This window comes from Chitinophaga sp. W2I13 (genome assembly GCF_050434005.1).
Classification (GTDB): domain Bacteria; phylum Bacteroidota; class Bacteroidia; order Chitinophagales; family Chitinophagaceae; genus Chitinophaga.
Window position 1 is genome coordinate 5,297,117 of the sequence record NZ_JBNPWD010000001.1, and the last position, 18,377, is coordinate 5,315,493.

Sequence of the window (18,377 nt, forward strand, 5' to 3'; positions counted from 1 at the left end):
GGATGAGAAAAAAATTCATGGATGAAAATTTCCTCCTGAATAGCGATGCGGCAGAAAGGCTCTATCACGACTACGCCAGGGATATGCCCATCATCGATTACCACTGTCACCTGCCACCCGCGCAGATAGCCGCGGATACAATGTTTGAGAATATCACACAGGCTTGGCTATACGGAGATCATTATAAATGGCGCGCTATGCGCACCAACGGCGTACCGGAAAGTTACTGTACCGGAAATAATACGGATTGGGAGAAGTTTGAACAATGGGCAGCCACCGTGCCCCATACTTTGCGTAACCCTTTATATCACTGGACACACCTGGAACTGCAACGCTATTTCGGGGTCACTGATATACTGAATCCGGCCTCTGCAAGGCAGATCTATGATACCTGCAATCAACTGCTGCAAACGCCGGAATACAGCGTGCAAAACCTGCTGCGCAGCAGGAACGTATCGATCGTTTGCACTACCGATGATCCGGCCGACAACCTGCAGTATCACCGGCAGTTGAAACAGGAGGGTTTTGAAATCCCCGTAATTCCCGCTTTCCGCCCCGACCAGGCCATGAATGTAGAGGTGCCGGAAGTATATAATCGTTACCTCGAAAAACTGGAGCAGGCAGCAAATTGCAACATCAATACCTATGATGACCTGTTACAGACCTTGAAAAGCCGGCATGATGTATTTGCCGCGCATGGCTGTAAAGTGTCTGATCACGGTATTGAGGAAATTTATGCAGATGATTTTCTGGAGAAAGATATCCGGCAGATCTTTTTGAAGATACGCGGTGGTCAGTCGCTCACCTACACCGAAATCCGGCAGTTTAAATCGGCGTTGCTGCTGGAACTGGCGCTCATGGACTGGAAAGCAGGATGGGTGCAGCAATACCATCTTGGCGCGCTGCGGAATAATAATTCCCGCATGATGCGGCAGCTTGGACCCGATACCGGCTGGGACTCCATTGGTGATTTTTCCCAGGCGCGTGCGCTGGCTAAATTCCTCGACAAACTGGATAGCCAGGATAAACTGGCAAAAACGATCATTTATAATCTGAATCCGGCCGATAATGAACTCATGGCTACCATGACCGGCAACTTCAACGACGGTTCTGTAGCGGGGAAAATACAATTCGGCGCTGCCTGGTGGTTCCTGGATCAGAAAGACGGCATGACGAGACAAATGAATGCACTCTCCAATATGGGACTGATTTCCCGGTTTGTGGGCATGCTTACGGATTCCCGCAGCTTCCTTTCCTATCCGCGCCACGAGTATTTCCGTCGCCTGCTCTGCGATCTGTTCGGTGAAGAAATAGAGCGGGGCGAAATCCCGGACGATATCGATGCCGTAGGAAAGATCATACAGGATATCTGTTACGGCAATGCCAAATCATATTTTGGCTGGTGATTCAAAGGAGTAGAAAGTTCGGCAAACTTTTTTTAAGGCTACTGACATAGGGTTGTCACAACCCTGTGTTTCCTTTGTATTGTAAACAAAAAAATACAACACTCATGGAAAACAACACCTTATCTGCCGCAACTACTACCACCGTTATTACGCCTGATCAGTTACTGAAACACTGGCAGGGCCACCGCGCATTGACCCGCCGGATGATCGAAGTATTCCCGGAAGATCAGCTGTTCACCTTCAGCGTGGGCGGTATGCGACCCTTTTCTGTTTTGGTAATGGAGTTTTGCGGAATGGCCTTTCCGTCCGTATATGGCGTTGTCACCGACGAATGGCTGGGTATCGATGTATTGCTGAAAGATGCCGGCGTGTCGGTGGCCCCTACTACCAAAGCGGAGCTGCTGCAACTCTGGGATGTGATTACAGAGAAACTCAACGAATGGTGGCCTAAAATCCCGGTGGAAGCATTTCAAAAAGAGATCACTGCCTTTGGACAGTATGAAGGTAAATCCATCAGTATCCTGTTTTACATTTTCGACAATGAAATTCATCACCGCGGACAGGGGTATGTATATCTCCGCGCCCTCGGCACAGAGCCTCCGGCTTTCTGGGACAGGGATCAGAATTTATGATCTGGCGGCGTTAAACTTTTCCCGGTATTCAGAAGGGGTCATTCCCACCGTTTTGCGGAATACCTTTCTGAATGCCTTGGGATCGTTGTAGCCCGAGTTAAAGATGACTTCCGCCATTTGCTGGCCGGTTTGCTCCAGCAGTTTTTTGGCGGCTTCAATCCGGGTAAATTGCAGGTATTCAATAGGGGTTACACCGGTTACCTGTTTAAATCTTCTCACAATATTTCTCCTGCTGGAAGGGATGTCCCTGATCATTTCTTCAATTGTACCCACATCCTGGTAGCTGGTTTCAATTCTTTGCTGCGCTGAGGCTACGAGGTCGTCGTGGTGATTACGGGCAGGCTGAAAGGTGCTGAAATAGGATTGTTTGTCGCGGCCCATATCCACGGCAAAAATTTTAGCGGTCTTTATCGCTATTTCAATGCCGCAATGAACTTCCAGCAGGTGAAGCAGCAGGTGGAAGGTAGAAGTGGCGCCACCGCTCGTGTAAATGCCGGAATCATGGGTAACTGTTTTATCCGATAACAGGTTCACAGCCGGGAAAGAAGAGGAAAATTCCCTGCAGGCATCTACATGGGTGGTGGCTATTTTGCCATCCAGTAAACCGGAAGCCCCCAATAAAAATGCGCCGGTACAAAAGCTGGCGATTTCAGCGCCGTTTTTATATTGTTGTTGCATCCAGGGAAGATAAGCCCGGTTTTCTATGATCGACTGGCGGATATCATCCGTAGTAAAAGAGGGTACCAGCACCAGGTTGAAAACGCCTGCTGCATCTGTATGTTGCGACGCATAATCCGGAAAGGCGGCTGCCAGGTGTTCCGTTTCCGGAGTATGTACCAATGTTATTCTGAAAGGTGCAGGCTCACCGTTTTTATAGTAAATCTTATTGACGGTGTCCAGTACATCTGTTATGGCAGCCAGGCTTAAAAGCTTGTAGTGGCGTATAAGCAGGATCCCAATCTGTAGCATATGGTTTTCAGTTTTTAGTTATCTACTCAAACATAACGAATTTGGCGCAAATACCCCCTAATATTGACTCTATCAGCATCTATCCGGACAAAAATTAAGAGGTACCTTACCGTTAGTTTGAGAACCAAAAAAAATAATTTATATGGAAACTGTAAGCACCCGGATGCAGGGCATCCTTCCACTATTTGACCTGCACACAGAATTTTTTCCAAAGGTACTGGATGGAATTACTGATGAAGATGCGCATAAAAGACTGGACACACCCGCCAACCACGTTGCATGGCTCGCCGGCAGCCTGGTACAGCAGCGGTTTGAACTGGCCGGTTTGCTAAAAGTGGAAGCCACATCTACGGCGAATGATCTTTTCAAAGATTTCCAGGGAATAAAGGACTCACAGCAGTATCCATCTCTCGAAATTTTTAAAAAAGACTGGCAGAAAATTTCCCCGTTGTTAAAAACAGCACTGGTAAATGTAACGGATGAACAACTGGATCATGTGCTGGAATTTCCCGGCATGAAAATGTCGCTCTGGGACCTGCTCACTTTTAATATTTACCGGGAAGCCAATTGTATCGGGCAAATTGCCTTGTGGAGGCGGCTGTTGAAATACGAGCCGATGAAATATATGTAATCAAAATTATTACAATGGTAGAAGTATTCGTAACGAATGTAAAACGGGTAGCAGCTGCGAAAGAAATAGTTGCGCTGCTGCTCCGTAATTTTCCGGATAGTAAAATCAATTTTGATCTGGAAGACTGTGATAAAGTGTTACGGGTGGAAGGAGAGAATTTTCATCCCGGAAAAATAATGATGCTGGTAAATGAAAATGGATTCCAGTGTCAGGTAATGGAAGATTAGGAGCCGTCTTAACAGACGGCTTTTTCTTTTGTAAGCAACAAATTTCTACTTTGTGAGGATTGTAAGGTTTTTCTTATCATTGCTGGTCATGGAAAATATTACATTTATAAGCAGATTAAAACAGCAAATATGGAAAACAATCATGCAGAAGAGAAGTTAGCGGCCCTGGGACTGGAACTGCCGCCAGCCCCATCGCCATTGGGTGTTTATAAGCCTTGCCTTATCGATGGCAAATACCTGTATCTCTCCGGTCATGGTCCCGTACAGCATGATAAATCACTGATCATCGGACGGATTGGAGATGCGCTGGATATGGAGCAAGGCAAGCTGGCAGCAAGACAGGTAGGATTAACCATGCTCTCTACCATTAAAACACATGTGGGCAGCCTGGATAAAGTAAAAAGGGTGATCAAGGTGCTGGGCATGGTCAACTGTACACCCGACTTTGAGCGGCATCCCTACATCATCAATGGCTGCAGTGAATTATTTGCTGCGGTATGGGGCGAAGAAAATGGCGTAGGAGTGAGGAGTGCCGTGGGTTTTGGCTCCCTGCCGGATAATATTCCCGTGGAAATAGAAGCTTTGTTTGAACTGTATTAAACATTTGGATATCTGCGAACTATGTTTATAATAGATGCACATTTAGATCTCAGCATGAATGCGCTGGAATGGAACAGGGACCTGCAACAGCCGGTAACCGCCATCCGTGCGAGAGAAGCCGGCATGAACGATAAACCCGACCGTGGCAAAGGGGTGGTGGCATTCCCTGAACTACGGAAAGGTAACATCGGGTTGGTAGTAGCCACCCAGATAGGCCGCTATGTGGCACCGGACAATCCGTTGCCGGGATGGCACTCTCCTGAACAGGCCTGGGCCCAAACGCAGGGGCAGCTGGCCTGGTATAAAGCGATGGAAGACGCCGGAGAAATGGTGATGATCAAAGATAAACAAGGACTGGAACAACACCTGCTATTGTGGAACGATGGTACGCCCAACGACAAAAAGCCCATAGGCTACATCCTCAGCCTCGAAGGAGCCGACTCTATCGTGAACCTCAAGTATCTCGAACAGGCCTACAATAAAGGATTGCGCGCCATAGGCCCCGCACACTACGGCCCGGGGCGTTATGCCAACGGTACCGATGCCACCGGCCGGCTTAATGAACAAGGTAAACAGCTGATCCGTGAAATGGAACGGCTCCATATGATCCTCGACGCCACGCATCTGTGCGATGACGCCTTTTGGGACGCCATGGAATTGTTTAACGGAGCGGTATGGGCCAGTCATAATAACTGCCGCGCCCTGGTAAATCATAACCGCCAGTTCAGCGACGACATGATCAAAACGCTCATCCGGAAAGGCGCAGTTATCGGTGGCGCCCTCGACGCCTGGATGATGGTACCCGGATGGGTTCGTGGTACCTCCACACCCGAAAGCATGGGCTGTAACCTGGAAAAAATGATCGATCACATGGATCATATCTGCCAGATCGCCGGTAACTCACTCCATGTAGGCATTGGCACCGACCTCGATGGCGCCTTCGGTAAAGAGCAATGCCCTTACGACCTCGAAACAATTGCCGATATGCAGCAACTACCCGCACTCCTCACCAAAAGAGGCTACAGCGCTGAAGACATCGACAATGTGATGCATGGCAACTGGCTGCGTTTCCTGCGGGATGCGTGGCGCGATTAGCGCGGAGTTTGTCTTTCTCGCTGATTATACTGATTAATTTGATTTTGTTTTTTGGATTTTATAAAGGATTAAGGGAGATAAAAGCGGATATATTCGCTTTTTATCTCCCTTAAATATTATTAATCAAAAAATCCAAAAAAATCCAAAAAACAAAATCAAATTAATCAGTATAATCAGCGTAATCAGCGAGAAAGACAAAATCCGCTCTAATCCGCTAATTTTATTAATTTGCGCGAATGAATTTTCTCGAAGTCTCAAACATCAGCAAGGAACTGCACGGCGCTTATATTTTAAAGAATGTCAGCTTCACACAACACGCATTTCAGAAAATAGTGATCGCGGGCGAAACCGGTTCCGGTAAAAGCACCCTGATGAAAATTGTGGGAGGCATGGCCCAGGCAGATGCCGGTACGGTGATGTTTGAAGGCAAACGTGTGAAAGGGGCGCTGGAAGTATTGATTCCAGGGCATCCCGGCACAGCCTATCTTTCCCAGCATTTTGAACTGAGAAATAATTACCGGGTGGAAGAAATTCTGTCCTATGCCAATAAGCTCACCGATGAAGAAGCCGCAGAGATCTACGACATCTGCCGGATTTCACATCTGCTCAAAAGAAAAACAGATCAGTTGTCGGGTGGTGAAAAACAGCGCATCGCTATGGCAAGACTCCTCATTTCTTCTCCCAGGCTGTTTTTGCTGGATGAGCCCTATTCCAACCTGGACATGATCCATAAAAGCATCCTGAAAAAAGTGATCAGTGATATAGGCGATAAGCTCGGTATCACCGTGATGCTGATTTCCCACGATCCGATGGATATCCTGCCCTGGGCAGATGAAATACTGGTGATGAAAGACGGGGAAATTGTACAGCAGGGATCTCCGCAACAAATCTATAACCAGCCGGTGAATGAATATGTAGCCGGGTTATTCGGAAAATATAATCTCCTTTCCCCGGGGAAAGCCGCTGTGCTGGACGGATTGCCCGGCATTACACTGAATGGTAAAAGCATCTTTATCCGCCCGGAGGACTTCAAAATTGTTCGTGCAAAAAAAGATGCTTTGCCCGGCAAGATCCGTGATATCGCCTACTATGGCAGTTTCTTTGAAGCCGAAGTGGCGCTGGGAAATGAAGTGGTAACCATCAAAACCACGGATGCCGGCCTGAAAAAAGGCGCAGCGGTGAATATAAGCGTAGCGCCCGAAACCGTTTGGTATATCTAAGGTTTTATTCCCATGATCTTCTTGCCAGCAAACCCGTTGTAGGGCTTGTTTTGCAGCATCACCCAGGTCCTGTCCCAGGATACGGCGTAGTGTATAATCACCACTACTGCCAGCGCAATGCTTTCGCGCAGATAACCCAATGAGTATAATGCCCACGCCGCCAATCCAAACAGGAAAAGTTCAAGTAGCAGTCGCGCTACACCGGGAATAGCTACCGGCGCTGCCTTTGGATCGTTGGGGATGCGGAATACGCCCCACAGTACTGCAGCAGTGAGCGGAAACACCACCACCAGTACATAAGACCACCATCCGTTACCCAGGCGCCAGCCCCAGTAACCCAATATCATCAGCATTAAAATCTCCAGCAGAAAACGTACGGCTAAGTTGACAGGATGGGTATTCATGTAATAGTTTGTTCTAAATTAAATATTTTTCATTTATCTTAAAGCTCGCTGAAAAATTAAATCGTTATGAAAAGATATTTGTTCCTGTTGGGTTTTACATTGCTCCACGTAACCGGATCCCTGTTTGCCCAATCACCCATGCGTTTTGCGAAGGATGTTAATACCATCAAGGAATTTGATAAGATGTATGCGCCTCCGGAACATCCGATCCTGTTTGTGGGCAGTTCTTCCATCAGGAAATGGGACGACCTGGAAAGGAATTTCAGCAGCTATATAGTGCTGAACAGGGGAGTGGGCGGCGCCATTACAAACGACATCACCTATTTTGCCAACGATATTATCTTTCCCTATCATCCCCGCCAGGTAGTGATCTACGTAGGAGAAAATGATATAGTGGATGAGAAAGCCACCGCAGATTCCCTGCTGCAAAGATTTAAAGTGCTGTATACAACTATCAGAAGTAAACTGCCGGAAACACCGCTGGTGTATATTTCTATGAAACCCAGTCCTTCCCGGGTGAAGTACGTGGAGAAAGTGAAGCAGTCGAATGCACTGATCAAAGATTACATCTCCAAAGAAAAACATATCGTATACGTCGATATCTTTTCGCTGATGCTCGACAAAACGGGGAAGTCGCGCGAGGAGCTGTTTCTCAATGACATGCTGCACATGAATAAAAAGGGATACGCCATCTGGGAGAAAGCTGTTCAGCCTCACCTGTTAAAGAAGTAGAATAGCGCCGGAAGGTTTGGTATATAGAAAAAAAAGTATCTTGCCGCCTTATTAACACCTTTTTACAAAACATGATACTGGATACACTGCAGAATGCCCATCTTTACTACCGCCTGGGAGTTAAATTTATCAAGGCTTTTGAGTACCTGGCACAAACAGACCTGGCCGGCCTGGAAAAGGGGAAGTACGAAATCGATGGAAGCAATATCTTCGCTATTGTCAATGAATATGATACCGTAGACGCTTCCACGGAGCAAATGGAAGCGCATAAGAAGTACATCGATATCCAGTATATGGTGTCAGGTTCTGAACTGATTGGCCACGACTTCCTGCGTGAACAGGCGCCTTCCAAAGCATATGATGAAACTGCGGACTACCAGTTGTTTGCAGAGCATCCGATGTTTTTCTCCCGGTTGGAAAAGGGCATGTTTGCCATTTTCTTTCCTACGGACCTGCACATGCCAAACATCAAGGTAAGCACGCCTATGCCGGTAAGGAAAGTAGTCATTAAAATAGCGGTGAGCCTGTAATTTTCTGACGGCCATTGACCGTTTATCTATTCTATTATTAAAAGCTGCACATATTTCCTAGATTTAGGGATGCGTTCTGTTATTTTTACTTTCCTGCTGATGCATGTGTTTGGTTGCATTATGGCCCAACAACTGCGTGTAGCCGTTGCCGGTGTATCACATGGGCATGCGGCTTTTATTCTTGGTCGCCCAAACAAAGGGGACATTCAAATTGCCGGCATCTACGAGCCTGATACGGCCGTCGCTAAATTGAGGGCCAGGCAATATCATCTTCCTGAAAATATCTTTTATACGGATCTCGGTAAAATGCTGGATGCGGTAAAGCCCACTGCAGTGCTGGCATTTGGCTCCATCAAGGCCCACCGGGAAGTGGTGGAGGCCGCCGCACCCCGGCATATTCATATTATGGTGGAAAAACCGTTGGCTACTACCGTGGCCGACGCGGTGTATATGGACTCGCTGGCCCGCCGGTACAAAGTACAACTGCTCACTGATTATGAAACGAGCTGGTACCCTTCCGTAGCCAAAACCTTCCAGTTGCTGGAAGACAGCAGCTACGCCGGGAAAGTGAGAAAGGTGACGGTAAACGACGGCCACCAGGGACCTAAAGAAATTGGCTGTGGCCCGGAGTTCCTAAACTGGCTCACCGACCCGGTGCTGAACGGCGGCGGGGCACTCATGGACTTTGGCTGTTACGGCGCCAACCTCATGACCCATCTGATGAAAAATCGTTTGCCCGTATCCGTTACCGCGGTGGCGCGTCACTTTAAACCACAGGTGTATCCCAAAGTGGAAGATGACGCCACTATCCTGGTGGATTACGGCGATACGCAGTGTACCATCCAGGCCTCGTGGAACTGGAGCTTCAGCCGGAAGGATATGGAAGTGTATGGCGACAAAGGCTATCTCATTGCCGCCGATAAGAATACCCTTATTCAACGCAACAGTGAACGGTCGCCCGCCATCACACGCCGTATAACGGCAACGGATATACCCGTATATGAAGATCCGTTCAACTACCTGATAGACGTGCTGAATGGTAAAGTAACCATGCCGGCAGATGGATTGTATGCACCGGCTAATAATGTAATTGTGGTGCGCATCCTGGCGGCTGCCCGCGAGTCGGTCCGTACAGGAAAAACGATTAAATTCTGATCAAAAAGGCATATTGATCACTTTCCTGCATCCCCTGCCTGGAAATAGGGATCGCGCATTGCCTGCACCGTAAAAGCTGAAGGCGGCAATACCGCAGCCGGCCAGTGTGTAAACATCTCTGTTGTTGTCTTTCTCCCTCAGCTCCGCCGGGAGAAAGACAACGGCTCTTAAATAATATTTACCTGCCATATGCAACCTCGTGCGTTTCAATTATATTGAATTTTTTCTACGCCTGCGCTCTTTTTAGCCGGAAGAAATCGTAACTTAACTATGCAGTAAAAACAGGATAGGCGTGAACGTTATTCCAGATGAAAAACTGATATTATGAGATTTAACTGTTTCTATATCATTTTCCTCCACATAGGTATTCTTTTTTCCGGTATCAGCTCCATAGCCCAAACCCCTTCTTTCATCGACACTTATCAGCAGCTAAGCCGGTTTATGGATTCAGCCCTCGTGCCCATGAAGGGCGGCGCTACCAGCCTCGCTTTTTCACTGAAAGCAGAGGTGGATCATGGTGTGATCACTAAGCTGGATTGCTCCACCAATGTAGCCGGCAACCTGAAGCCCCGCCTTTTCAGGCTGGAAGAACTGGATATTAAATGGAATAAATTTACCGGGAAAAGCGGTAAGTATCATGTGATCATCCCGGTGTATTTTATAGTAGAGCACAACACCGGTAAAATACAACTCAACTCCAAAACAGAGTTCACCAACGGATTTTATTTTGATGACGGCGACCTGTTCGATAACAAGCCCCTGAATAATTATTACTTCTTAAAGCCCATTTACCTGCAACGCTACCTCTGAGGCAGCCGCATGCTGCAGCCGGTATTGGGACGGCGTAACGCCTTCAAACCGTTTGAAAAATTTAGTAAAATTGGAGTTGTCGAATGTTAGCTTGGTGGCAATTTCCGTCACCGTGAGCGATGGATTCTGTAACATCTTCCTGGCTTCTTCCATTAATCTCATTTCAAAAAAGTAGCACGGTGCATGACCGGTGTGTAACTTAATAGTATTGCTGAGATGCACCGGGTGAATATACAACTGGCGCGCAAAATCCTTGATATGATACATCTGGTCTATGCGGCCATCCATCACCTGGTCGATGTGTTCATTCACCGCAGCAATAAAGTCAGCAGTAATTGCTGCTTTCCTGGTCTGATATTTCTGAGGAAGTACGGGCATGGTATTTTATATCTTACCTAAAGATACTAAATCAGGTTATCATGTAACCCGTCACAACCACTTTAACATTTCTGAAAGGTTACCTTTTCTGCGTCTGTTGTATAAAGGTTAAATTCTCCTGTTATGCGCCTTTCACTCTATTACCTGGGTATACCCCTGCTGGCTCTGTGTGCCTGCCAGGGAGGTATGAACAAAGAAATGAGAGACTATGCAGCTACTGCTGATTCTACGTCTTTCTCCAACGACATCACAAAATTGAATTCCGCTTCCCGCAAAAGAGTAAAGTCCGCCGATGTGCGGTGCCGCGTCAGTGACGTGTTCCAGGCTACCTCCCGTATGGAGCAACTGGTAACACGCCTGGGCGGAATTGTAGTGGAAAGCAACCTGCAGAATGAATCCGTACAACATTTCAGCGTGCCTTATTCCACCGACTCGGTGAAGAGTGTTCAGCTGTACACGCCCACTGCCAACCTCACACTGAAGGTACCAGTGGAACACCTCGACTCAGTAGTGTATTCACTCACTGCCACCGCAGGGTTTATTGATCACCGTGTGGTGAAAGACCAGGATATGACCCTGAAGTACCTGGCCAATGCGTTGAAGAATGAGCGCCAGGAAACACAGGAAGCGCAGCTTAGTAAGGTTACACCTGCAAAGAAAGGAACCACGCTGGATGTGGTGGAGTACAAAGACCAGAAAGCCGCTGCTGCCATCGACCGGCAGATGGATAACCTCGTAATCCTCGATGATGTGGCTTATTCTACTTTCACGGTGCAATTGTTCCAGCCACAGGTAACCGATGAGCAAGTGGTCATCAATCCGGACCGTGTAACCCGCGCCGGCTTTGGCACAGAGCTGTTGGTGGCCCTGCGCAATGGCGCTGAAATTTTCCGCAACATCCTGCTTTTCTTTATACAGTTATGGCCTTTCCTGCTGGCAGGTGCATTGGGCTGGCTGGCCTACCGCAAATTATTATTACGTAAGCATTAACCTGCAGTAAGGAACGTTCCCAGTATTTTATTGAACTCCGCCGGCCGCTCCATCATGGGCGCATGACCACACCTGTCTATCATCACCAGGGTGGCATGCGGCAGGTAACGTCTGAATTCCAGGGCTACTTCCGGCGGAGTAATTTTATCTTCCGTTCCCCAGATCAATAATGTTTGCACAGGAATTTCCGGTAGTATCGCCGCTACATAATTACGGTTGGCAGATTTCGCCATCCTTACAATGCAGATGCATTTCTGTGCATCAGTAGTAGTTTGAAATACTTCTGCCACCAATGCATTGGTAGCAACTGCAGGATCGTAAAAAGTGTAGGCCACCCGTTCTTTTATATATGCATAATTGCCCCGCTTAGGATAACTACCCATGCTGGTATTTTCATACAAACCGGAGCTGCCCGTGAGGATTAACCTGGCTACCCGTTCAGGAAAGCGGTGTGTGTACAGGATGGCTACATGCCCTCCTAATGAATTGCCCACCAGGATCACGTTTTGGAGCCCGGCCTCCCGGATGTATTGATCAAGAAAATCGACGAGGTATCCCAGCTGGTCGCCGGTATGCGCACTGTAAATCGGAAGAGGTGGGATGTGTATATCGTAATGCGGCTGAAAATGTGTAACAACGCCTTCCCAGTTACTAAGTCCGCCGAAAAGTCCGTGCAATAAGATCATGCTTTGTTTCATATCTTTTTTGATACAAAACTATTACGGGAAAAATTGGGCGGCCGTGATCTCAGTCACAAAAGTTACGGGTCCGGTCCAGGAGGAACAACCGTGCCCTGCTCAGCGCTTCCCGGCTGATATACAGGTACCGTGCAATATTGGTGAGTGATACTTTTTGTATGATGGCGGGGCGCCGTTCCAGCAGGAACCGGTAACGCTGCAGCGGACTTTTTAAAGAAAGGATGTACTGGTGTTCGGACTGCTGTTCCAGCAGTTCCTGGTACAGCTGCAGGTTTACATGCAGCAGGTTCATGTGCAGGTCGTACAGGGGCTGCAGCTTTTTGATATTTATTCTCAAAATTACGGCGTCTTCCACGGCAATAATGCTGATAGCGGAAGGCGCTTTTCTATTATAGCTTTCACAGTTGGCGAGAAAATCATCTGCAAAGCCGAATTTTACGATCTTCTCATTTCCTTCTTCATCCAGGATAGCGAATTTGAACATGCCGGATATAACAAAGGCGGAGTAGCGGGCTACTTTGCCGTATCTCAGGAAGGCGTCTCCTTTTTTTATGTGCTTTACGGAGGCAATGTTATCCAGCAACTGCCACTCTGCCTGGGTTACTACCGGGTATTTTTTCATGAGCCGGTCATACCAGGCGGGCAATACATGATCCATAGCGGCATTGTTTGCCTGCAAGATAATGATTCACCGTTATTTTTCTTTCCCAAAAAAAAGCAGCAGGGATACATCCCCTGCTGCAGGTTGACGATATACTAGTTGTCTTACTTAGCCTGGTCCCGTAATGCTTTTATCTGGTCGTGCGAGCGTCTCAGCTCTGCTTTTTGTTGTGTCAGGAGTTCCTTGATGTAAGCGGGCAGCGTTTCATGTTCTATCGCATCTTTATAGGCCCGTTGTGCAGCGTCTTCCCCGGCTTCGCAGTTGGAGAGCACTGTTTTACGGTCATGGCCGGTGAATACTGCTTTTACATCCATCCAGGCACGATAAAGTTTGCCGCTGGCTGTGGTACCGGAGTCCATTGTTCCGCCGTTGGCCTGTACTTCATTACCGAGTGCATTTCTGAGCTGGTGACTTTCCGCAATCATATCGGTAAAAAGAGGTCTCAGATCAGCATTACCTTCTTCCAGTTCCTTCAGCGCTTTTTCATAACCTGCAATGCGATCGTTGTTGATGGCAATCAGGTCGTTCAATACCTCGTTAGTGGCAGTTGGTGTGATAGTTTCCATGGTAATTTTTTTTAGATGTACCAGGTATCCACCATAAAGCATACCAGTACCGGCAGGCAGTGGAATGATGCTACTGGCAAGGGAGAAGCGGTAAAGTGCTTTTAAAAGGTAAAAAAAAAGTGTAGAAGCGTTTAATCATTCTGTGGCAGAACTTCGCAGATATTGCGGACAGAAATGTGGTACACGGCCGTTTCCTCAAAACGGGAAGCTACCACGATCTGCGTGCCGTTAGCGTGCTGGTCAAAAAGTTCCTGTACCAGCGCGGGGCTGTTATTATCCCTGGAAAGATGGGCCAGCAGGAGATGACTCATAAAAGGAGGCCGGTAGGTAGTAAATATTTCCAGGGCCTGTTTATTGGATAAATGTCCTTTCCCGCCCCGGATACGCTTTTTCAGGTAATAAGGATATCTGCCTTTGTCCAGCATCTCTTCGTCGTAGTTCGCCTCCAGGAACGCTGCATGGCATTGTTGAAAATGACGGATCACATGCTCGCAGGGAGCGCCGATATCGGTAAAGATCCCGATGGTCACCGCGTTGCCGGCTACAATAAAACTATGGGGCTCGGAAGCGTCGTGGTGTTTGGGAAAAGCGGTCACCGACAGGGTACCAATCTGTACCGGTTCATAGGGGTTAAACGACATCACCAGCTGTTCTTCCAGGGTGAGGCCGCCATGTATCATTGTCATGTTGGTAATATATACCGGCAGGCGGTATTTTTTTGCCAGCACAGTTACGCCCCGGATATGGTCGATGTGTTCGTGTGAAATAAATATCGCTTTTACCTTGCTCATGGTAAGTCCCAGGCGGGCCATCCGTTTTTCGGTTTCCCTGCACGAAATCCCTGCGTCTACCAGCACGGCTTCACTGTCGTTCCCGATGTAATAACAGTTTCCGTTGCTTCCCGAATTCAATGATGTAATAAATAGCGACATGTGGGCAAAGGTAAAATTTCAAGTCGAGATTTGCTGAGATGGGTATTTTAATCTGCAACGTTGTTGCAGATTATTTTATTTGTTATATTTGTTTTATTATGTTTGCAGGACATAACGAACCTGATCCTGATGCTCTTTTTACGCTGGGGTGTTTCCCCTGAAATTTTCCGTATCGGCGGTTTTGCGCTGCGGTATTACAGTTTGGGCTTTATGCTGGCTTTTGTGGCCTCGTATATGATATTGCTGTATGTATTCCGGCGGGAACGGCAGTCGCCCGAAATGCTAAACCGGCTGCTGGTATATATCATCACCGGTACGTTGGTGGGGGCGCGCCTCGGCCATTGTTTGTTCTACGACTGGGCATACTACGGGGAACATCTTTGGGAGATCATCCTGCCATTTACCTTTTCGGGTGGTCAGTTTACTTTTACGGGCTACCAGGGACTGGCCAGTCACGGCGCGGCCATCGGGATTGTATTGGCTTCCGTACTTTTCAGTTACCGTTTCCGGGTGCCGCTTATGTGGCTGCTGGATCACCTGGCGCTGGTAGTGCCGCTGGCAGGTGCGTTTATCAGGACCGGCAATTTCTTTAATTCCGAAATTATCGGTACGCCAGCTACGCTGCCCTGGGCCGTGGTATTTACCAGGGTTGATGATATACCGCGTCATCCGGCCCAGCTGTACGAGGCGCTGGCATATCTCCTCATCTTTGGATGGCTGTGGTTTTTGTACCGGAATCGCCCGGAGCCTGGTAAACTGTTTGGCTGGCTGCTGACGGGTGTATTCAGCGCCCGCTTCCTGATCGAATTTGTGAAAGAAAACCAGGTGGCTTTTGAAGCTGGCCGCCTGCTGGATATGGGACAGTTATTAAGCCTCCCATTGATTGTGTTGGGTATTTATTTTTTAATTTTTTATAAGCAGAGATATGGATAGGGATGAGCGTATCAAGGTGTATATATTGACCGGGTTCCTCGGAGCGGGCAAAACCACTGTGCTGAATAGTTTGTTGCGACAGTTCATCGGGTATAATAATATTGTGATTGAAAATGAGTTTGGAAAGGTGAATATAGATGCCGGTCTGATCACCGAAAAAATAGACCAGCTGTATGAACTCACCAGCGGCTGCATTTGCTGCTCCCTGGATAACGATCTGCTGGAGGTGTTGGGAAACATCCTGCAAAAAGAAGAGCGGCCGGATCATGTATTTATTGAAACCACCGGTATTGCCGATGCAGGCAACATCATTGGTATGTTCCACATGCCCGACGTGCAGCGGCATTACGCGCTTACGAGCACCGTTTGTGTAGTGGATGCGGAAAATATTTTTGAAAGATTGCAACAGGTGCCGGAAGCCGGTAAACAACTTTCCTGTGCAGACGTAATCATCATCAATAAAATAAAGCAGCTGGCGCTACCGCAACTGATTTATCTTTCCCAACAGCTGGAGCAAATGAACCCGCTGGCGTTTATCACCACTTCAGAAGATGGGTCTGTTGCCCTGAAGGAATTGCAATTCCCGGAGAAGCCGGTAGGCGCCGCTGTTTCGGCTGTTGCGCCGGTGAAGCATCCGCATAAAGTGAACACGGTATTGTTTGAATCGCCGGAAGCCTTTGATCTGAACATGCTGGTATTTGTACTGGATTTTCATTTCAATGCTTACCCGGACCAGCTATACCGTATCAAAGGGTATATCCGGGTAAAGGACACGCCTGAAAAAATGCTGGTACAATCTACCGGGAAGTACCTGCACATACAACCGGCAGGAGAGTGGGGTACTGCCACTCCATCTTCCACACTGGTATTTATCGGGAAAGAATTAAAAACACCTACTATCCACCGGATACTCACACCGGCGCTGAGAAAATAATTTTATGGAAAAATCCGGTACCGGCATCTTTCCTGAAATTCATTGTTATGATCAGCGCCCGGAGTTTTACCACATTACTGATAGTCATCCTTACTTTACCCGCCACTTTCGTATATGCCTGGCCGTTGGCAAGCGCATCGTCCGTACCAGCGGCAACTATCCCTAATCTGCTGTTTTCAAATGGAGCAATGCCTCCTGCGTCTGTAGGCGGTCTGCCGCTTCCGGCGGGATTTACACGCGTGCCGCAACCGGCCGGCAGTTTTGGCGCCTGGCTGCGGTCCATGCCCCTGAAGCAGGATAACAAAGTATATCTTTATAACGGGCATTTAAAGGGTAATCAACAGGCACAATATGCCGTACTGGATATTTCTACCGGCAACAAAGACCTGCAGCAATGCGCGGATGCCGTGATCCGCCTGTATGCAGAATACCTGTATCAAACCAAACAGTTGGGAAAGATTGCTTTTCATGCCACCGATGGCACGCTGATGGATTACAACAGCTGGATGCAAGGCGACCGGTTTATGTTAAAACAAAACCGCCTGGTGAAAGTAAGAAAGGCCGCGGCATGCAGCGGGCCGGCCTGTTTCAGCAATTACCTCGAAACCGTATTCTCCTGGGCAGGCACCTTATCGCTCAGCAAGGAGCTACTACCGGTAAAGGATACACGTAAAATACTGCCGGGAAATGTGTTTATTAAAGGTGGTTCCCCTGGTCATGCAGTGATTGTAATGGATGTGGCGGAGAATGCTGCCGGTGAAAGAATTTTCCTGCTGGCGCAAAGTTACATGCCTGCGCAGAACATCCATGTACTGAAAAAATCCGGGTGGTGCCACGCCCTGGTACCCGGCCGGATTTACAGGAAAACTGCTGACACCGGAATGGGTGTTCGATGCCGGGGAGCTGGCGCAGTTCCGCTAAAAAAATATGCCTGTTTACAAAGATTGTAAACAGGCATACACTTATTTAACCTGGTCAGGCATGTGGGAAATATTCATTTTCCACTTCACCATCTGCATATAATTTCAGGATAGCGTAACCGGGAGGCGTTTCAAAGTAATAACCTTCGCCGGCAGATTCCTTATCGCCTTTTTCCCACCAAAACCCGCTCATGGCGCCATTGCAGCAATAGCGTACGCCATTGTACACTGCGTTGTCGGAAAGATGATTATGCCCGCTGAGGCATACCTTTACTTTATCGCGGTGTTTGAAAAAGAGCGCTTTCAACCGCTGATGATCGGAGTGGCCGCCACCTACCAGGATGGGGGTAATTCCAAGGATCGGGTAGTGCGACATCAGCAGCGTAGGCGTTCCGGCAGGCAGCTTTTGCAGGTCCTGCTCCAGCCACTGGTACTGTTCTTCGTCCAGTGATATTTTTTCATTGTTGCCATCCAGGATAATGAAGTGCCATCCTTTGCGGGTGAAGCTGTAGTAGCGGTGCGGAATGTTGAGCCGCTTTACCACATAGTCTTTGCCATACATGCTGTCGTCTTTGGAGGGCGCCTTCCACCAGGTATCATGATTGCCGATACAGCTGTAGAGATCATATGATTTCAGAGTGCTGATGCATTCATCCCAGATCTGCCAGAGTTGTGTAACCCTTTCCCTTTTTACGGTATCGTAGGAGGCGTCGAAGATAGAGTCGCCGCCATTGAGAAAGAAGTCCACCTTTTTGGTTTTTATTTCCTCCAGGCATTTTTTAAATCTTGCGGGTGCGTTGAGGTCTTCACGTATATGCACATCCGTTATATGCGCCACGGTGAGTACCGGTGTACGTTTGCCGCTTGCAGCCGCCTTTACCGCGGCCGGTCCCAGCAGCGTGCCGGCTGCCAGGAGCCCGGTGTGTTTGAGGATATCTCTTCTGTTCATATTCA

Annotated in this window: 24 protein-coding genes; 15 read left to right on the forward strand and 9 right to left on the reverse strand. The window is 48.0% G+C overall.

Translation table 11 applies throughout. The features are described from left to right. Nucleotides 1–2 precede the first annotated feature (2 nt). Together uxaC and QFZ48_RS21875 are read left to right on the forward strand one after the other, a co-directional pair. Nucleotides 3–1,406 carry a glucuronate isomerase gene (gene uxaC, locus QFZ48_RS21870; RefSeq protein ID WP_429063625.1) on the forward strand — a complete coding sequence of 468 codons (1,404 nt, stop codon included), beginning with the start codon at nucleotides 3–5 and terminating at the stop codon, nucleotides 1,404–1,406. 104 nt (nucleotides 1,407–1,510) lie between these two features. Then, nucleotides 1,511–2,038 (forward strand): DinB family protein, encoded by a 528-nt coding sequence (locus tag QFZ48_RS21875; protein ID WP_429063627.1) that lies wholly within the window; start codon nucleotides 1,511–1,513, stop codon nucleotides 2,036–2,038. Here QFZ48_RS21875 and QFZ48_RS21880 read toward each other — a convergent pair. Next, nucleotides 2,033–3,007, reverse strand: a complete 975-nt coding sequence (locus tag QFZ48_RS21880; RefSeq protein WP_429049759.1) for a GlxA family transcriptional regulator — start codon at nucleotides 3,005–3,007, stop codon at nucleotides 2,033–2,035. The genes QFZ48_RS21875 and QFZ48_RS21880 overlap by 6 nt on opposite strands. A gap of 142 nt (nucleotides 3,008–3,149) precedes the next feature. On the opposite strand from QFZ48_RS21880, the gene QFZ48_RS21885 reads away from it, so the two are divergent. From QFZ48_RS21885 to QFZ48_RS21905, 5 genes are all read left to right on the forward strand, one after another. Next, nucleotides 3,150–3,638 (forward strand): DinB family protein, encoded by a 489-nt coding sequence (locus QFZ48_RS21885; RefSeq protein WP_429049757.1) that lies wholly within the window; start codon nucleotides 3,150–3,152, stop codon nucleotides 3,636–3,638. 14 nt (nucleotides 3,639–3,652) lie between these two features. Continuing rightward, nucleotides 3,653–3,865 (forward strand): hypothetical protein, encoded by a 213-nt coding sequence (locus QFZ48_RS21890; RefSeq protein WP_142688030.1) that lies wholly within the window; start codon nucleotides 3,653–3,655, stop codon nucleotides 3,863–3,865. A gap of 129 nt (nucleotides 3,866–3,994) precedes the next feature. Further along, nucleotides 3,995–4,465 (forward strand): RidA family protein, encoded by a 471-nt coding sequence (locus QFZ48_RS21895; RefSeq protein ID WP_429049754.1) that lies wholly within the window; start codon nucleotides 3,995–3,997, stop codon nucleotides 4,463–4,465. A gap of 21 nt (nucleotides 4,466–4,486) precedes the next feature. Beyond that, nucleotides 4,487–5,560, forward strand: a complete 1,074-nt coding sequence (locus tag QFZ48_RS21900) for a dipeptidase (RefSeq protein WP_429049752.1) — start codon at nucleotides 4,487–4,489, stop codon at nucleotides 5,558–5,560. Between the two features lie 236 nt (nucleotides 5,561–5,796). Further along, complete coding sequence (locus tag QFZ48_RS21905; RefSeq protein WP_429049749.1) at nucleotides 5,797–6,780, forward strand: ABC transporter ATP-binding protein; 984 nt, start codon at nucleotides 5,797–5,799, stop codon at nucleotides 6,778–6,780. Here QFZ48_RS21905 and QFZ48_RS21910 read toward each other — a convergent pair. Next, a complete protein-coding gene (locus QFZ48_RS21910) occupies nucleotides 6,777–7,184 on the reverse strand; it encodes a YrdB family protein (protein WP_429049746.1) in 408 nt (135 codons plus the stop codon). The two genes, QFZ48_RS21905 and QFZ48_RS21910, sit on opposite strands and share 4 nt — an antisense overlap. Before the next feature lie 66 nt (nucleotides 7,185–7,250). On the opposite strand from QFZ48_RS21910, the gene QFZ48_RS21915 reads away from it, so the two are divergent. The 3 genes from QFZ48_RS21915 (at nucleotide 7,251) to QFZ48_RS21925 (ending at nucleotide 9,601) form a co-directional block, all read left to right on the forward strand. Then, nucleotides 7,251–7,916 carry a GDSL-type esterase/lipase family protein gene (locus tag QFZ48_RS21915; protein ID WP_429049744.1) on the forward strand — a complete coding sequence of 222 codons (666 nt, stop codon included), beginning with the start codon at nucleotides 7,251–7,253 and terminating at the stop codon, nucleotides 7,914–7,916. A 71-nt stretch (nucleotides 7,917–7,987) separates the two neighbouring features. Then, a complete protein-coding gene (locus QFZ48_RS21920) occupies nucleotides 7,988–8,446 on the forward strand; it encodes a YhcH/YjgK/YiaL family protein (protein WP_429049742.1) in 459 nt (152 codons plus the stop codon). A gap of 69 nt (nucleotides 8,447–8,515) precedes the next feature. Further along, nucleotides 8,516–9,601 (forward strand): Gfo/Idh/MocA family protein, encoded by a 1,086-nt coding sequence (locus QFZ48_RS21925; protein ID WP_429063628.1) that lies wholly within the window; start codon nucleotides 8,516–8,518, stop codon nucleotides 9,599–9,601. On the opposite strand, the gene QFZ48_RS21930 is transcribed toward QFZ48_RS21925, so the two are convergent. Then, complete coding sequence (locus QFZ48_RS21930) at nucleotides 9,602–9,811, reverse strand: hypothetical protein (protein ID WP_429049737.1); 210 nt, start codon at nucleotides 9,809–9,811, stop codon at nucleotides 9,602–9,604. A 114-nt stretch (nucleotides 9,812–9,925) separates the two neighbouring features. Here QFZ48_RS21930 and QFZ48_RS21935 point away from each other — a divergent pair, with 114 nt between their 5' ends. Continuing rightward, nucleotides 9,926–10,411 carry a hypothetical protein gene (locus QFZ48_RS21935; protein ID WP_429063629.1) on the forward strand — a complete coding sequence of 162 codons (486 nt, stop codon included), beginning with the start codon at nucleotides 9,926–9,928 and terminating at the stop codon, nucleotides 10,409–10,411. Here the strand turns inward: QFZ48_RS21935 and QFZ48_RS21940 are convergent. Continuing rightward, nucleotides 10,379–10,789: a helix-turn-helix domain-containing protein gene (locus QFZ48_RS21940; RefSeq protein ID WP_370907509.1), complete on the reverse strand. Its 411-nt coding sequence runs from the start codon at nucleotides 10,787–10,789 to the stop codon at nucleotides 10,379–10,381. The two genes, QFZ48_RS21935 and QFZ48_RS21940, sit on opposite strands and share 33 nt — an antisense overlap. Before the next feature lie 123 nt (nucleotides 10,790–10,912). Here QFZ48_RS21940 and QFZ48_RS21945 point away from each other — a divergent pair, with 123 nt between their 5' ends. Continuing rightward, a complete protein-coding gene (locus QFZ48_RS21945; protein WP_429049732.1) occupies nucleotides 10,913–11,779 on the forward strand; it encodes a DUF4349 domain-containing protein in 867 nt (288 codons plus the stop codon). On the opposite strand, the gene QFZ48_RS21950 is transcribed toward QFZ48_RS21945, so the two are convergent. The 4 genes from QFZ48_RS21950 to QFZ48_RS21965 all read right to left on the reverse strand — a co-directional run bounded on the left by QFZ48_RS21950 (nucleotide 11,776) and on the right by QFZ48_RS21965 (nucleotide 14,636). Beyond that, nucleotides 11,776–12,477: an alpha/beta fold hydrolase gene (locus QFZ48_RS21950; RefSeq protein WP_429063631.1), complete on the reverse strand. Its 702-nt coding sequence runs from the start codon at nucleotides 12,475–12,477 to the stop codon at nucleotides 11,776–11,778. The genes QFZ48_RS21945 and QFZ48_RS21950 overlap by 4 nt on opposite strands. Nucleotides 12,478–12,526: 49 nt before the next feature. Then, nucleotides 12,527–13,135 carry a Crp/Fnr family transcriptional regulator gene (locus QFZ48_RS21955; protein WP_429049728.1) on the reverse strand — a complete coding sequence of 203 codons (609 nt, stop codon included), beginning with the start codon at nucleotides 13,133–13,135 and terminating at the stop codon, nucleotides 12,527–12,529. 107 nt (nucleotides 13,136–13,242) lie between these two features. Then, a complete protein-coding gene (locus QFZ48_RS21960) occupies nucleotides 13,243–13,704 on the reverse strand; it encodes a PA2169 family four-helix-bundle protein (RefSeq protein WP_429049725.1) in 462 nt (153 codons plus the stop codon). Nucleotides 13,705–13,835: 131 nt separating this feature from the next. Continuing rightward, a complete protein-coding gene (locus QFZ48_RS21965; RefSeq protein WP_429063633.1) occupies nucleotides 13,836–14,636 on the reverse strand; it encodes an MBL fold metallo-hydrolase in 801 nt (266 codons plus the stop codon). A gap of 102 nt (nucleotides 14,637–14,738) precedes the next feature. Between QFZ48_RS21965 and lgt the strand changes: the two genes are divergently transcribed. From lgt to QFZ48_RS21980, 3 genes are read left to right on the forward strand one after another with little or no spacing between them, the layout of a single operon-like run. Next, on the forward strand, nucleotides 14,739–15,569 hold the full coding sequence (gene lgt / locus QFZ48_RS21970; RefSeq protein WP_429063635.1) for a prolipoprotein diacylglyceryl transferase: 831 nt from the start codon (nucleotides 14,739–14,741) through the stop codon (nucleotides 15,567–15,569). Beyond that, nucleotides 15,562–16,503, forward strand: coding sequence for a CobW family GTP-binding protein (locus QFZ48_RS21975; protein WP_429049717.1), 942 nt, complete (start codon nucleotides 15,562–15,564; stop codon nucleotides 16,501–16,503). Before lgt ends, QFZ48_RS21975 begins: the two co-directional genes overlap by 8 nt. Before the next feature lie 47 nt (nucleotides 16,504–16,550). After that, entirely contained in the window at nucleotides 16,551–17,453 is a 903-nt protein-coding gene (locus tag QFZ48_RS21980) for a DUF4846 domain-containing protein (protein WP_429063637.1), read from the forward strand. A gap of 25 nt (nucleotides 17,454–17,478) precedes the next feature. Here QFZ48_RS21980 and QFZ48_RS21985 read toward each other — a convergent pair whose 3' ends face one another. Then, on the reverse strand, nucleotides 17,479–18,372 hold the full coding sequence (locus tag QFZ48_RS21985; protein WP_429063638.1) for a metallophosphoesterase family protein: 894 nt from the start codon (nucleotides 18,370–18,372) through the stop codon (nucleotides 17,479–17,481). Nucleotides 18,373–18,377 lie beyond the last annotated feature (5 nt).